Genomic DNA, 13187 nt, shown 5'->3' with positions numbered 1-13187 from the left:
CACGGGCCCGCGTCACGAGGAGCAGCGTCACCAGGAGAGGCTCACCGCGCGGCAGGCTTCCGGCTCCACCACCACCCAGTCCGGTAGCTCGCGCCTCAGTGCCTCGATGTCCCTCGTGACGTAGCCCGCGCGCCACTCCTTGAGACTCACGGGCACCGGGGCCTTACCCCGCAGCACGAAGCGCGCGGACCACTCCCCGGCGGGCGGCACCACCACCCGCAGGACGAGCTCGGGACCCTCGGGGAGCTCCGTCGGCAGCGACCAGCCCGCCACCGCCTCCCGGGGCAAGCGCACGACGAGCTGGGCTCCCGGCTCGCCCCTCCAGCTCAACGTGACGGCACGGCCTCCCTCCGTCACCCCCTCCTGCTTCACGGTGACGGGCAACGGCCCCGACCCCGATGGCTCCGCCGCGAGCCACGCCTCCCCCGTCTCCCGAACCTCCGCGCCACGGCCCTCGAGCAGCCCGCCCAGGGGCAGTCCATCCTCCGCCGCCACCTCCAGCCGTGCCGGAGCCCCCTGCTCCTCCATGTGAGTCAGCAACAGCCTCCGAGGCCGCTCCTCATTGGACGGGCGCACCCCGGCGAGCGCCCCACACCCCACCAGGCCCAGCAGCGCCACGGCTCCCGCCGTCCGGCCCGGACGTCCTCCTCCCCCGAGCACCACGCCGAGCCCCAGCGCCCCCGGTACCACCGCCAACGCCACCAGCAACGCCACCGCCCCATCCAGCGGAAGGCCCACCCCCAGGCGGCCCGTCACCGGGATGAACATCGCCAGCAGCCTCCACACGAGCTCCACGGTGAGCACCCACCCTGGGACGCTCGCCACCAACAGCACGGGCCCGGCCAGCCGCTCGCGAAGGCTCGCCACGCCCAGGAGCACCGCCCCCGGCAGCGTCCACCAGGGGAACAGATAGGCCACCCCGAGCCCCGCCACCGTGAGCGCCGCGCCCACTCCCCACGCCAGCACCAGTGCCGCCGTGCCTCGAGCCAGCACCGCCCGCTCTCCCGGCACCAGCGCGCATCCCCACAGCACTCCGGCCAGCGCGAGCGCTCCGAAGGCGCCCCCCGCCAGCCACGGGGCCGCGTACCACCCGTGCGGCCTCTCCAGCACGAAGCCGAGCAGCAACGCCGCCCCCACCGGAACCAGCACCCCGAGCAGTCCCCACACCAGCAGTCCCCCCAGCGCTCGCGCCACCGCCACGGGCTTCACCCCACCGCGGCGCCAGGCCATGCCGAGCGCCCCCAGCGCGAACCACCCCCCCAGCACCACCAGCCCCCAGGCCGTGCGCCGGCCATACGCCACCATCTCCACCCCGAGGACGTCGTAATAGGTGCTCAACGCCTCGCCCGCGTCCTCCGGGCGAGGGCCTCGCGCCAGCTCGCGAACCAGTGCCAGCACGTTCTCCCCGAGCTGCCGCAGGCTCCCGGGCTCCACCCGCGCCAGCCCATCCAGCGGCGTGTGGTAGGCATAACCATCCTGGTAGAGCGCCAGGTCCATCCCCGGCCAGTGGCCCTCGCGCGTGAAGACGCGGTAGTCGGTCACCGATGGGATGAGGCCCGTCTGGAAGAGCTCCTGCCCCACCACCAGCGCATACGGGTGCGGCACCGAGCGCGCATAGGCCGCGAGCAGCCACGGCGCCGACGGCGTGGACTGGAACAGCAGCGACCTGCCCCGCGAGCCCGCCGCGTCCAGGTTGATGAACGCCTCCACCCGCGCCAACCAGGGATGCCCCAGCAGGCCCGCCGCGCCCACCAGTCCCGCCTCCTCGGCGCCGTTGAGGCCCAGCACCACCGTGCGCTCCAGCCGAGGCCCCGCCGCCAGCGCCCGCATCACCTCCACCGCCGCCGCCACCGCCAGCGCGTTGTCTCCCGCGCCCGGCTCCTCCTCCGCGGAGTCATGGTGCGCCGACACCAACACCACCCCGTCCCCCGTTCCCGGCAGCCTCGCCACCACGTTCTCCGCCCGGTAGTCCCACGCCTCGTTCCCGTCCACCCAGACGCCCGCCGCGCGTTGCAGCTCCACCTCCACGCCCGGAATCCCCCGCAGCCGCTCCACGAGGTACTCCGCCGCGCGCGCCTGTCCCGGCGTGCCCGCCACCCTCGGCCCCACCTCGTCCACCAGGTGGCGCAGCACCGGCCAGGCCCTCGCCTCCGAGAAGGCCTCCGCGGGCACCTCCGCCCCCAGGGGCTCCGGCGGACGCTCCGAGCGCCACACCGCTCCCAGCATCCCCACCACCAGCACCGCCCACAGGCCCCACACCCCGGCCTCCGGGTGTCGGAGGGGTGCGCGAGGATTCGTGCCCACCGCTTCCAGCTCCACCTCCGCCATGAACCACCACCTCCAGTTCGCCACCGCGCCCACGGAGCGCGAGGCCCGCACCGTACTCTTCGGGTCCAACACCCGGGGCGCCGGCTTCTCCGAGAGCGCCCGGGGCAAGGCCGGCGAGGCGGGCGAGTCCCGCTCCCTCTTCACCGCCGACTTCGTGCGCGCCGCCGACAACGAGTCCCCCGCCCTCACCGAGCAGCTCGAGGACGGCGCCTCCCTCTTCGACGCGGGCAACCTCCCCCTCGAGGGGCTCTCCGTGGAGGCGCAGGTGGCCGCCGTGCGCGAGCGCTTCCTCGGCCTGCTGCGCCGGGGCCAGCGGCCGGTGTGCCTGGGAGGAGATCACCTCATCAAGTACGCGGCCCTGTCCGCCATCAGCGCCGTCCATGAGGACTGCGGCGTCGTCTACCTGGACGCCCACCCCGACTGCACCCAGGAGGAGGCGCTCTCCTTCGGCTCCATCCTCCACCACGCCTGGCGGCTCCCGCACATCCGCCCGGAGCGCACGAGCCTGCTGGCCCTGCGCCAGGTCAACCTCCGCGAGCGCGAGGGACTGTGGCACTGGCGCCCCGGCATCATCCCCGCCCTGGACTTCTGCGAGCGGGGGCTGCCCGCCGTGGTGGAGTCGCTCGTGGCGCAGCTCGGCCCCGTGAAGCGCGTCTACCTGTCGGTGGACCTGGACGCGCTCGCCCCGCATGAGGTGCCCGCCGTCGAGGCGCCCTACCCCGGCGGCCCCACCCTGCGTGAGGTGCTGGTGGTGCTGCGCGCGCTCGCCAGCCGCTACGAGCTGGTGGGCATGGACGTCTCCGAGTTCATCCCCGAGTTCGACCCGCTCAAGCTCACCGCCCTGGCCACCGCGCGGCTGGTGAAGGAATTCGCCCGCCTCACCCGGTGATGATCTTCCCCATCGCCTCGGCGAGCTTCTCCGGCGTGCACACCAGGATGTCCATCCCTTCCTTGCGCAGCCGGCCCGCCGTGCTCCGGTTGTATTGGGGCTGCGCGTCATACCCGAGCGCCCCGAGCCCCACCATGCGCACGTTCGCGTCCACCAGCCGCCGCACCACGCGCACGAGATCCTCCTCGGAGCGGCCTTCGTAGAAGTCGGTGATGAGCACGGTGATGGTGCGCGCGGGCTCGCGCACCAGCCCCGAGCAGTATTCCAGGGCCCGGGTGATGTCGGTGCCACCTCCCAGCTGCACGCTCAGCAGGACGTCCACCGGCTCTCCGACCTTGTCGCTGAGGTCCACGATCTGCGTGTCGAAGAGCACCAGCGACGTCTTCACCCCGGGCAGCTCCGCGAAGATCGACGCCATCACCGCCGAGAAGATCGCCGACTCCAGCATCGAGCCGGATTGATCCACGCACACGATGACGTGCCAGGGCCGCTTGTTCCTCTCGGCCGCATGGAACCAGATCCGGTCGATCAACAGCTTCTGCCGCTCGCCGTTCCAGTTCTTGAGGTTGCGCCGCAGCGTCGTCCGGAGGTCCAGGTTCTTGAACACCCGCCTCGGAGAGTGCTTGTCCTTGCGGATGGCCCCCGTGATGGCCTGCTCCACCCGCACCTCGAGCTTCTTCTTGAGCTCGTTGACGACCTTGTCGATGACCTTGCGCGCGAGCACCCGGGTCTTCGGCGTCAGCAGATCCTTGTGCGTCAGGAGCGTCTTCACGAGCTCCACGTTGGGCTCTATCCGCTCCAGCAGCTCGGGCTGCTCCAGCAACTTGTGGATGCCCTTGCGCTGGACGAGCTCGCGCTCCAGCACCTCCTTGGCCTGCCGGGGAAAGAGCTCGTTCACCGAGTCGATCCACCGGGGGACCGTGAGGTTCGAGCCGCTCGAGCCGCCGCCACGCTCGTCGAAGAGGAAGTCGAGCGCCGCCTCCGCGCCCTCGCAGTCCCCGTCGCCCACACCGGGCGAGAGGTGCAGGCCGCTCTGCTCTGCGCTCTTGCCGAGCACGAGCCTCCAGCGATTGAGCTGCCCGCGCTCCTGGTCGGTCAGGTCTTTCAGCGACCGCCTGGCGGGCTTGGGCGGCGTGCTCATGCGAAGTCCCACTCCTTCATGATCTCCCCCACCCGCGCGTCGAGCTCGGAGAGCTTCACCGCGGCGCCGACACTCGTCTCCAGCTTCGTCACCGCCGCCGCGTCGTCATCCTGGAGGCCATACATCACGGCCACCCGGTCCCCGAGCGAGATGCGGGCGCGCTCGTGCACGGCCTCGAAGGCGCCGCGCGTGCGCGGGAGCAGCATGAGGAACTGGTCCCAGCTGGCCACACGCAGGAGCTCGTCGATGGCATGGACGATGCCATCGGCGCCGAGCATCAACGCCGTCCTGCTGGTCTCCATGACGCCGCTCAGGTAGTCCCCGCACTGGACCATCTCCTCGGGCAGGGCCCTCGCGAAGCGCGCCACGTCGGCGGCGAGGTCCTCGGGCGATTGAGCGCGGATCTCCGTCAGGACGCCGGAGAGCGCACCGCGCAGGCGCTGGCTCTTCGAATCAGCGAGCGTGGTGCGCGCGTTCTCGATGAACAGGTCGCGATCCAGGTCCGCGCCCTTCTCGCCGATGAGCACCTCCGCGAGGCTCTTCACCCCGGCCACCACCTCGTCGAACTCCTCGGGCGGGACATTGGCCGCGTTCGGCATGGCGAAGCACGCTCGGCCGAAGCACCGCTGGATGAGGCCGCCGAGGAGGTCCTTGTTCAGGCGGCGCCGGGCGGCCTGACGCTCCAGCACCACCAGGTGCGTCAATGCCTTTCCGAGCGAAGCGAGGCGTGAGTCCGCGTCGATCGCCCCGCCAGCCGACGCCTGCAGGCGCAGCACCATCCCGGGGAGATCCATGTTCACGGCGCGCAGCAGGCGCTCCGCGACGGCGCCGGCCGAGCCCGCCTCCTGCGCCAGCTCCTCGTCGAGTTTCGCGAGCGCCGCGGACTCCACGCTGTCACCGTGGATGCTCTCCTCGATGAGCGCGGCCTCGACCTTGGGGGCCCACGAGACCTCCCACTCCTCGGTGAACAGGGTGCCCGCCTTGTCGACGGCCAACTGTCTGGCGAAGGGAATGCCTACCTGCGCGAGCCGGTGGAAGAAGATCGACCGCCGCTCGTCCTCCGCCTGTTGCAGCTTGAGGACGACCTTGGCCTTCCTGTCCTGGGCGACGTACTCGCCGAGGTCGAGCTCGTCGAGCGCCTTGTAGAAGTCATACAGGAGCGGGAGCTTGCCGAGCGCGGGGGTGACGCGGCCCACGGCCGTGCCGGTCTCGATCGCCTTCATCGCGCCCAGGAGGTACCTGCCCTCCTCCTGCGGCGAGCCCTTGCAACAACAGGAGATCAGCGCGTCACGCACGTCGTCGAGGATGGGCGCGGAGCGGTTGCGCAGGCTCGCGAGCATGCGCGCATGCTGCGTCACAGAGATGGCGTCCGCCGGGGACAGGAGCTCTCCGTCACGCCGGCCGCGCGCCAGCACGCTGACCACGTGATCCACCATCGCGGCGACGGGCGCGTTCGCGGGGTCGGACTCGGAGTACTGGAAGAGGCGCTCGTAGTAGAGGGGCGCGCGATTGCCGGCCCCATAGCCGGTGTCGGAGCTCGTCCGAAGGTACGAATACGGCGCCAGGGAGTTGTACACGGTGCCCGGCGGAAGGGCCCGGTCAGGCTCCATGCGCTTCTCGAGGAAGATGTGGAACCCTCCGCACACCACCATGGCCTTCTCGGGCGGCGTCCGGGTCTCGGCGAGGGTGCGCGTGATGGTGCTCCACATGTGCGCTTCGCGCAGGAGCGTGCCGTCGAGCTCCATCCGCTCGCGGCGGGTGGTGGCGCGCACCGCGGCGCAGAAATAGGCCAGGTCGCGCCGGAAGCTCTCCGTGTCCGCGTGGCGCAGGGACACGTCGAAGAGCGCATCCCAGCACTCGTCGAAGGAGCGGTACCCCGCCGCGTCCGCGAGCTTCTGGTAGAAGGAGCTCTCCACCGCGAGGTGTTCCCAGCCGGGCTGGCTCTCGTGGTGCTCGGCCACGTGATGCGCGTCATCCTGGGGCGGCTCCCCCTCTTCACCGGGCGCGCCGGTCTCCCCTGGCGTCCCCTGGAGTCCTCGCTCGGCGGCGCTCTTCACCCGGGCGCGGAAGGGCAGGTCGATGAACACCACGCGCGCCCCGAGCGCCGCCGCCTCGCGCATGGCCACGTACTCGGGTGAGTACGAGAGCAGCGGATAATAGACGGACACCTTGAAGGGCACGTCGGGCGCCGGGCTCTCGATGCCCGCGAGCCCGAGCGCGTTGTCGTCGTCGCGGTATGAGGAGAACAGCGCGATCGGCGGCTTCGTCTTCTTGTCGACGATGTGCGGCACCAGCTCCGAGGCGTCCGAGGGAGCCTCGATGAAGACGATCGACGGCCGCCGCGCCCGGATGCTCTCGGCGACGTGGCGGGCGACCGCGGGCGAGTGATGCCGCACCGGGAACCAGTGGAGGGGCTCGGCCAGCACGGCGTCCGCGCGCGCTTCGATGCGCCCGGCGTCGAGCTCCTCGAGGAGCTGAGCGATGGGGGAGGCGGGGGTCATCGGCTATTTGATGGCGGAGATGGCCGCTTCGTAGAACGCCTTCCACTGCGCGTCGCCCTCGCCGCGCTTCTTGGCGACCAGGGACAGGTACTCCTTGAGCACCTTCACGTCGTCGAGGTCCTCCTTGACGATCGAGCCCACGAGGTTGCGGCCGATGGAGTCGGCGCCCACGACGCCCGAGCCGAAATAGCGGCTGTGGATGGCGGCATCGAGCGCCACGCCGATGGCCTCGGCGGTGGACAGCGTGGTCGAGGGCTTCTGGATGTTGACGCCCTCGGCCGTCACGCCATTGCGCATCTCGCGGAACACCGTGGCGAGCAGCTTGAGCACCGGCTCCTCCACGCGGGCGGCGATCTTGTAGCGCTCGAGCAGCTCCTTGGAGCGGGTGCGGACGATCTCCACCTCGGTCTTCTGGTCGGCGACCACCGGGATGTGCACGTAGTTGAAGCGGCGCTTGAGCGCGGCGGACAGCTCGTTGACGCCCTGGTCTCTCGCGTTGGCGGTGGCGATGATGTTGAACCCGGGCCGGGCGAACACCATGGCATCCCCGGGCAGCTCGGGCACCGCGATGGCCTTGTCCGAGCAGATGGAGACGAGCGCGTCCTGCACGTCACCGACGCAGCGGGTGATCTCCTCGAACCGGAAGATGGCGCCCTTGCGCATGGAGATCATGCACGGCGAGGCGATCATGTTCTCGGGCTTGGGGCCCTCGGCGATGATGCGCGCGATGTTCCACGAGTATTTGATCTGCTCCTCGGTGGTGCCGGCCGTGCCCTGAATCGTCAGCGTCGAGCAGCCGCTGATCGCCGCGGCGAGGTGCTCGGAGAGCCAGCTCTTGCCCGTGCCGGGATCTCCCACGAGGAGCAGCGCGCGCTCGCTCGCGAGCGTCACGATGGAGCGCTCGACGATGGTGTCGTCACCGAAGAACTTGCGCGTGATGGGCACCTCGACCTGGGCGCCGTTGATGGTCGCGGTGAGCGGCTTCTTCGTCCCGACGATGTAGGCCAGCACCGAGCGCGGAGACAGCTTCCAGGCCGCGGGGACCTCGTCCTTCTCGTTCTGGCGCAGGGCCTCCAGCTCGTGGGCGTATTTGATCTCCGCCGGCTCCTTGAGGATCTCGGATACGGGAGGGGCTGCGGTCTCTTCGGATTTCTTCGCGGGTTTCGCCATGCTTCTCACCGGTCCTCAGAACAGATTGACCACGAGGGCGGAGACATCGAATGTCTTGTCACTCAGCATGAGATGCAACAGGCCGCCGTCCTTCTTCACCGTCGCCTTGCCCTCGCCCTTGGTGCCCTTCTTCTTCGAGGCCTGGGCCTTGGGTGCGGGCTCGGGCTCGGGGGCCTCGGAGCCGGTGTAGAGCAAGGACAGCGGCAGGAGCATCATCCGGCCGAACTCATAATAGGTGATGCCATAGAGGAGGGGTTTGTCCGCCGGCTTGAGCGCCGCGCGCAGGCGTGGCAGGAGTTCCTCTCCGTCCGGGCCATCGGGAATCACCGCATCGAACGAGAGCCCGTCCGCGCCACGGAGCGAGAAGATCCGCCGGCCGTCACCGGTCTTGATCGGCTGCTCGCTCATCGTGGCCCCGGCGACGACGACCTCTTCCTGCAACTCGACCGCGAGATCCAACGGCCCCGGCGTGTGGCGCTTCACGCGCTCGAGCGCCGCGGCGGGGTCGAACTGGAAGAGGGGTGGCCAGTCCGTATGGGCAGGGCCCTCGGTCACGGTGCTCTTGGGCCCGAGTGCGAGCCGGCCGCCGCCGCGCTCGTCGAGCATCACCGCCGCGTCGGTGATCTTCACGACCTTGTCCTGGCGGAAGACCCTGGGCATGAACTTCTGCGGCTGACTCAGGTGCAGATAGGCTTCAGCCGGAAGATCCTTCGCCTTCCCCTCGGTCTTGCGCGCGAACACGAGGCTGTAGGTGAGGCTCCGCCCCACGAGCTCCGGCTCCGCGGCGCCCACGATGCGCAGCTTGAACTCGAACGTGTACGCGCTGGCCACGGTGCGCTTGAGCACGCCGAGCGTGACGACCTCGAGGGACTTGACCGGTCGCGGTGCGGCCGCCGGGGCCGCGGCCAGCGCCGCGAACAGCGCGTCATTCTTGTCGCGGATCGCCTTCACCATCCCGCGGGCGAGGAGCCACGAGCGATGGAGGAAGAACGAGAAGCGCCGCATCGAGAACTGCGGGTCGCCGGCGAGGTAGCGGCCGACATCGTCGTTGACGTAGCGCAGCGACGGACCGAGCCGGAGGAACTTGCGGCGCGACGCCTCCTTGAAGGACGCATCGATCTTGGCGCGCGTGGCCTCGGTGGCGACGGGGACGCCCGTGCGCACCAGGTCCTCGACGGCGCGGGACAGCTCCTCGAGGAGAGCGAGCGCGCCCTTGGGATCCTCGATGGGAGGCGCGGCGGCGGGCGGCTTCACGGCGGGCGGGGAGGAGGCCACTGGCGCCGCGTCCGCCGCCTCTTCCTCGCCTTCTCCGCGGTGTGCCGCGACGTATGCGGCCCACGCCTCGGCAGCGGCCTCGAGGCTGAGCACGCGCTCGAACACGTGCAGGCTGGTATGCGCGGAGAGGAGCGCACGCGGCGCGTCCTTCGTGCCGGTTTCGGCGGCCCGCAGCGCGGCCATCAGGCGCGACGCGATGTGCCCCGCGCCGATGCGCTCCCACTGCTCGGCGAGCGAGGCGAGCTTCTTCCAGTCCGCGGCGGACGACGATGCGAGGCCGCGCACGTAGAGTTGCTCGAACTCCGTGCGGAGCGTGTCCGCCTCCTGTCCGACCTCCTCGAGGCTGTTCATCGGGCGAGCCGGCTACAGGGCATAGTAGTCTTCAGGAGTGGTCTCCGTCGGGCGCCACTCGATTTCACCGGCCTCCGCGCCCTTGTATTTGACGAAGGTGGCGCTCATCGCGTCCTTGTCGATCACCGGCTTCTTGCCCTTGGCCGCGTTCGTCCACTCGGAGAGCCGGGTGGCGTCGATCTTCCCGCCCTGCACGAGGCCGATCATCAACACGAGCATGTGCTTGCAGGGCTTGTTGCCGCTGAGGCCGCCGCAGCGGTTGAGGTTCTGCGTGCAGCACATGAAGTTTCCATGCTTGTCGATCTTGCACGCGTAGAAGAGCGAGTAGTCCGTCTGGCTTTTGACGACGCCAGTGACATGCTCATCGCTCACCTCGTCGAAGAGCTGGAAGCGATCGCTCTGGAGCATCGAGGTCGCTTTCTGGACCCGGGCGGAGTCGGTCTGCTTCCTGAGCTGCTCGACGAAATCCGGGAGATTGAGGGTGCGCGCTGAAGCCGGGGCGGGAGCCGCGGCGGTTGCCGTGGCAGGCGCCGCCGACGTTCCGGTGTTACCAGACGCGGCGGGTCGGATGATCTTTCGCGTGGCCATGATCTTCCTCTCGGGTGTGCAGTCTAGCGAGGACAGGGGTCCTCCTGTCCAGCACCTGGCGGAGACCCGGACTGTAGCCCGGGCAGGTGACACGGAGCCTCCCGGTCAGAGCGCATGGGAGCGCTTCACCATCAGCGCGTCCCCAGGGCATGGCGGCCCTGACGCGCCGGGCTCGGAGCGGGTAGACTGCGAGGGCAATGCGCAAGCCCCCGCCCCCAGAGCCGCCCCCCTCCTTCGGGCGCTCGCCCCTCGAAGAGGGAGAGGACGAGGCTCGGCACCGCGCCGCCATGCGCATGCGGCTGCTGGGCGAGGACACGGAGATCACCGCCTTCCACCAGGCGCGGCGCGAGGCCCAGCTGCTCGGCCAGGTCGAGAGCCAGGGCGAGGGGCCCGCGCGCATCGTCGGTCTGCTCAACGAGCAGCTCAGCGGCGCCCAGGGCGTGGAGTTCAAGAACCTGCTGGCGCGCGAGCTCAAGCCCCAGCTGGACCGGCTGGCCGATCAGGTGGACCAGGCGACCACGGAGAACCGGCGGAAGATCGCCGCGTTCGTGTCCCGCTCGGCGCAGCTGGCGGGCCGCGAGAACGCCGCCACCTTCGAGAAGCTGCTGACGGCGACGGCCGACGCCGAGGCCCGCCACCTGAAGTCCTCCGCGGGCGCGGGCGCCATCGTGTGCGCCTCCGAGCTGCAGTCCGCGCTGCGGCGTGCCGCGAACCAGACCTACCGCGCCGCGCTCATCGACAAGAGCCGCGAGCACCTCGAGCGTCTGGCGCGCGAGGCGCTGCAGCTGCCCACCGAGGAGCTGCGCTCGGTGCTGGTGCAGCTGCTGGGCGCGGCGGAGCCTCTCGGGCGCATGGAGTGCAACGCCCTGGCGAAGACCATCCTCACGGGCGTGCTCGGAGAGGGCAAGGCGCACGGCCTGCCCCGCCTCGTCAAGGCGCTGCCCCCCGCGCTCCAGGCCACGCCCGGCGGCGGCAACTGGGCCATCCGGCTGATGCTCAACCTGATGGAGCGCGGCGAGCAGGAAGCGGCCCAGACGCTCGCCGAGGCCTTCACGCGCATCATCCGCGAGGCGCGCGAGCGCTGCGGCCCCCTGCTGCGCCCGGTGCAGACGGCGGCGGACAAGGCGGAACTGCTCGAGCGCAGCGTGAAGCTGGATGCGCAGGTGGGCATGCTGGCGGCGCTGCTGCCCGCGTGCGCGCTGGTGCTCGCGGCCCGCGGCACCGTGCCCGGGGGCGGCAATGGCCCCCTGGTCACCGAGGCGCTCGTGGCGGTGGCGTGTCTGGACGCGGTGGGCGCGACGGAGAACGGCCAGCGCGTGCTGCGCCACACGCTCATCCACGAGGAGCAGGGCGAGCCGAGCTTCCTGGGCATCGTGCCCGTGGTGGCCCGGCCCCTGAGCCATCCACGCATGCTGCAGCTGCTCTCCGAGAGCGGCCTGTACGTGCCCCACTACCAGCAGGGCGGCGGGCTGTTCGTCCAGCGCGTGGCCCGCCAGGTCTTCCGGGCCCTGAGTGGCACCGTCGTCGCGCGCAGCCAGAAGGGGGAGGGCGAGGAGGCCCGGCGTCTGTTGCACTCGGCGCTGTGCGTCCACGCGCCCCTGTACGGCATGAACCTCGAGGGAGGCCGCTTCACCGCCGAGCTGCTCGAGGGCTTGCGGAGCAACCCCGAGCCGGGGCAGGGCCCGCGCGTGCTCGCGGAGTTGGAGCGGATGGCGAAGGCGAATCCCAGCCCCTACGGCACCGGCTATGTCGAGAGCCTGCGCACGCTCGTCACCGCGCTGGCGGAGCGCGATCCCCATGCCGCGCCGAAGTCCGGGGGCCTGCGCCAGCGCGCGGGCGCGGCGCCGAAGATGAACGTGCGGGAAGTGGAGCGCACGCACATCATCGGGGTGAAGCAGTTGGAGGCCGAGCGCGAGGCGGCCCGGGCCGCCAAGGCCGCGGCGGCGCGGGGTGCTCCCGCCAAGGGGTCCTCCCGGGGCTCCGCTGGAGCTCCCGCGCGGCGTCCGGACAGCGCTCCGGCTCCCGCGCCGCCCCCCGCTCCGAAGCCTCCGGCGCCGGAACCGGGGGATGGGCTCGGGCCCATGAGCGCGCTCGAGGCGGAGCGCACCCACATCCTGCGGACCAAGAACCTCGAGCCCCAGCGCGCGGCGAGGCCCCAGAAGAAGCCGAGCTCCGCCGAGCCGGCCCTTCCCTCGGTCCCGACCCGGCCGCTGCGCGGCTGAACTCCGCCCAATCCCTTTCAGGGAACAGTCCCTCTCCCCTCGGGAGAGGGTCGGGGTGAGGGTGCCTGTCCCTGTTCTCCAACCCGTGAACCACGATGTGGACAAGGGGTTCAACCCGGGATGCGTTTCGACCTTACCCATTTTTTGGAGGCCCGAGGGCGCAGGCCCGGGCGGTGAGTGAGAAGGGCGAGCGTTCACGGCGAGAGCACTCATCAACACCGCAAGTACGCGGACGGACTCGACTCCGTCAATCTCCGCACCCATCGGGTTCGAAGAGGGAGCGCCTACCAGGATGGAACATTGGAGGCCGCAGGGCCACTACCTGCAAAGAAAACGGCGCTCGCCCATGGTTGGAGGCGAGCGCCGTAGGGTGAAACAGAGCTGGGGGTAGCCTTACTTCATCTGATTGTCGAGAAACGCTCGCAGACCGCTCTTGTTCATCGGCATACCTGTGGCCTTACCCTCGACAATGCCCTGGACGGCGGCAGCCAACTCCCGTTCCGTATAATTCGGATGGCCTGACCGGGTTTGGTCCTTCAAGTCTCCGACGTTCATCTGGGTCCCCGATCGAGCCTTGCCGAACGCAAGCAAGTAGATGTCGTAGATCCGGTCTTCTTCCTGGTTCGCCATGTGTGAAGCTCCTTTTGGATGAGGCCCCGCGCTCCGAGACGTGAGCACAAGGCCGGGTGTGCTGGGAGGGGAAGTCGGCCATTACCCAACGG

9 protein-coding genes are annotated in these 13187 nt (G+C 70.3%); 2 read left to right on the top strand and 7 right to left on the bottom strand.

Annotated elements, in window-relative coordinates:
• Positions 1–27 precede the first annotated feature (27 nt).
• Entirely contained in the window at positions 28–2328 is a 2301-nt protein-coding gene (locus Q664_RS19675) for a M28 family peptidase (protein WP_152622211.1), read from the bottom strand.
• On the opposite strand from Q664_RS19675, the gene Q664_RS19670 reads away from it, so the two are divergent.
• Positions 2327–3217: an arginase family protein gene (locus tag Q664_RS19670; RefSeq protein ID WP_043397662.1), complete on the top strand. Its 891-nt coding sequence runs from the start codon at positions 2327–2329 to the stop codon at positions 3215–3217. The genes Q664_RS19675 and Q664_RS19670 overlap by 2 nt on opposite strands.
• Here Q664_RS19670 and Q664_RS19665 read toward each other — a convergent pair.
• Genes Q664_RS19665 through Q664_RS19645 form a run of 5 tightly spaced genes read right to left on the bottom strand, consistent with a single transcriptional unit; the run spans position 3207 to position 10243 of the window.
• Positions 3207–4358, bottom strand: coding sequence for a VWA domain-containing protein (locus Q664_RS19665; protein ID WP_052518394.1), 1152 nt, complete (start codon positions 4356–4358; stop codon positions 3207–3209). The genes Q664_RS19670 and Q664_RS19665 overlap by 11 nt on opposite strands.
• Positions 4355–6859, bottom strand: coding sequence for a DUF5682 family protein (locus Q664_RS19660; RefSeq protein WP_043397660.1), 2505 nt, complete (start codon positions 6857–6859; stop codon positions 4355–4357). The genes Q664_RS19665 and Q664_RS19660 overlap by 4 nt, the downstream gene beginning before the upstream one ends.
• Positions 6860–6862: 3 nt before the next feature.
• Positions 6863–8029 (bottom strand): ATP-binding protein, encoded by a 1167-nt coding sequence (locus Q664_RS19655; protein WP_052518393.1) that lies wholly within the window; start codon positions 8027–8029, stop codon positions 6863–6865.
• 15 nt (positions 8030–8044) lie between these two features.
• The gene (locus Q664_RS19650) at positions 8045–9655 is read right to left on the bottom strand and encodes a hypothetical protein (protein WP_043397658.1); all 1611 of its coding nucleotides are present in this window, start codon (positions 9653–9655) and stop codon (positions 8045–8047) included.
• Positions 9656–9667: 12 nt separating this feature from the next.
• The gene (locus tag Q664_RS19645) at positions 9668–10243 is read right to left on the bottom strand and encodes a hypothetical protein (protein WP_152622209.1); all 576 of its coding nucleotides are present in this window, start codon (positions 10241–10243) and stop codon (positions 9668–9670) included.
• Positions 10244–10530: 287 nt separating this feature from the next.
• Here Q664_RS19645 and Q664_RS59185 point away from each other — a divergent pair, with 287 nt between their 5' ends.
• A complete protein-coding gene (locus Q664_RS59185) occupies positions 10531–12465 on the top strand; it encodes a hypothetical protein (protein ID WP_160174453.1) in 1935 nt (644 codons plus the stop codon).
• 393 nt (positions 12466–12858) lie between these two features.
• Here the strand turns inward: Q664_RS59185 and Q664_RS19635 are convergent, their stop codons facing one another.
• Positions 12859–13095: a hypothetical protein gene (locus tag Q664_RS19635; protein ID WP_043397654.1), complete on the bottom strand. Its 237-nt coding sequence runs from the start codon at positions 13093–13095 to the stop codon at positions 12859–12861.
• Positions 13096–13187: the final 92 nt, after the last annotated feature.

Origin of the sequence: Archangium violaceum Cb vi76, from assembly GCF_000733295.1 — a bacterium.
Taxonomy (GTDB): Bacteria; Myxococcota; Myxococcia; order Myxococcales; family Myxococcaceae; genus Archangium; species Archangium violaceum.
Note: the sequence above shows the minus strand (reverse complement) of the source record. Positions and strands in the feature narration are given on the sequence as shown.

What these genes read in the sequence shown, in the direction of transcription:
- Q664_RS19670 (WP_043397662.1), top strand. Translation starts at nt 2,327, where the DNA reads ATGAACCACCACCTCCAGTTCGCCACCGCGCCCACGGAGCGCGAGGCC.
- Q664_RS19675 (WP_152622211.1), bottom strand. Translation starts at nt 2,328, where the DNA reads ATGGCGGAGGTGGAGCTGGAAGCGGTGGGCACGAATCCTCGCGCACCC.
- Q664_RS19665 (WP_052518394.1), bottom strand. Translation starts at nt 4,358, where the DNA reads ATGAGCACGCCGCCCAAGCCCGCCAGGCGGTCGCTGAAAGACCTGACC.
- Q664_RS19660 (WP_043397660.1), bottom strand. Translation starts at nt 6,859, where the DNA reads ATGACCCCCGCCTCCCCCATCGCTCAGCTCCTCGAGGAGCTCGACGCC.
- Q664_RS19655 (WP_052518393.1), bottom strand. Translation starts at nt 8,029, where the DNA reads ATGGCGAAACCCGCGAAGAAATCCGAAGAGACCGCAGCCCCTCCCGTA.
- Q664_RS19650 (WP_043397658.1), bottom strand. Translation starts at nt 9,655, where the DNA reads ATGAACAGCCTCGAGGAGGTCGGACAGGAGGCGGACACGCTCCGCACG.
- Q664_RS19645 (WP_152622209.1), bottom strand. Translation starts at nt 10,243, where the DNA reads ATGGCCACGCGAAAGATCATCCGACCCGCCGCGTCTGGTAACACCGGA.
- Q664_RS59185 (WP_160174453.1), top strand. Translation starts at nt 10,531, where the DNA reads ATGCGCATGCGGCTGCTGGGCGAGGACACGGAGATCACCGCCTTCCAC.
- Q664_RS19635 (WP_043397654.1), bottom strand. Translation starts at nt 13,095, where the DNA reads ATGGCGAACCAGGAAGAAGACCGGATCTACGACATCTACTTGCTTGCG.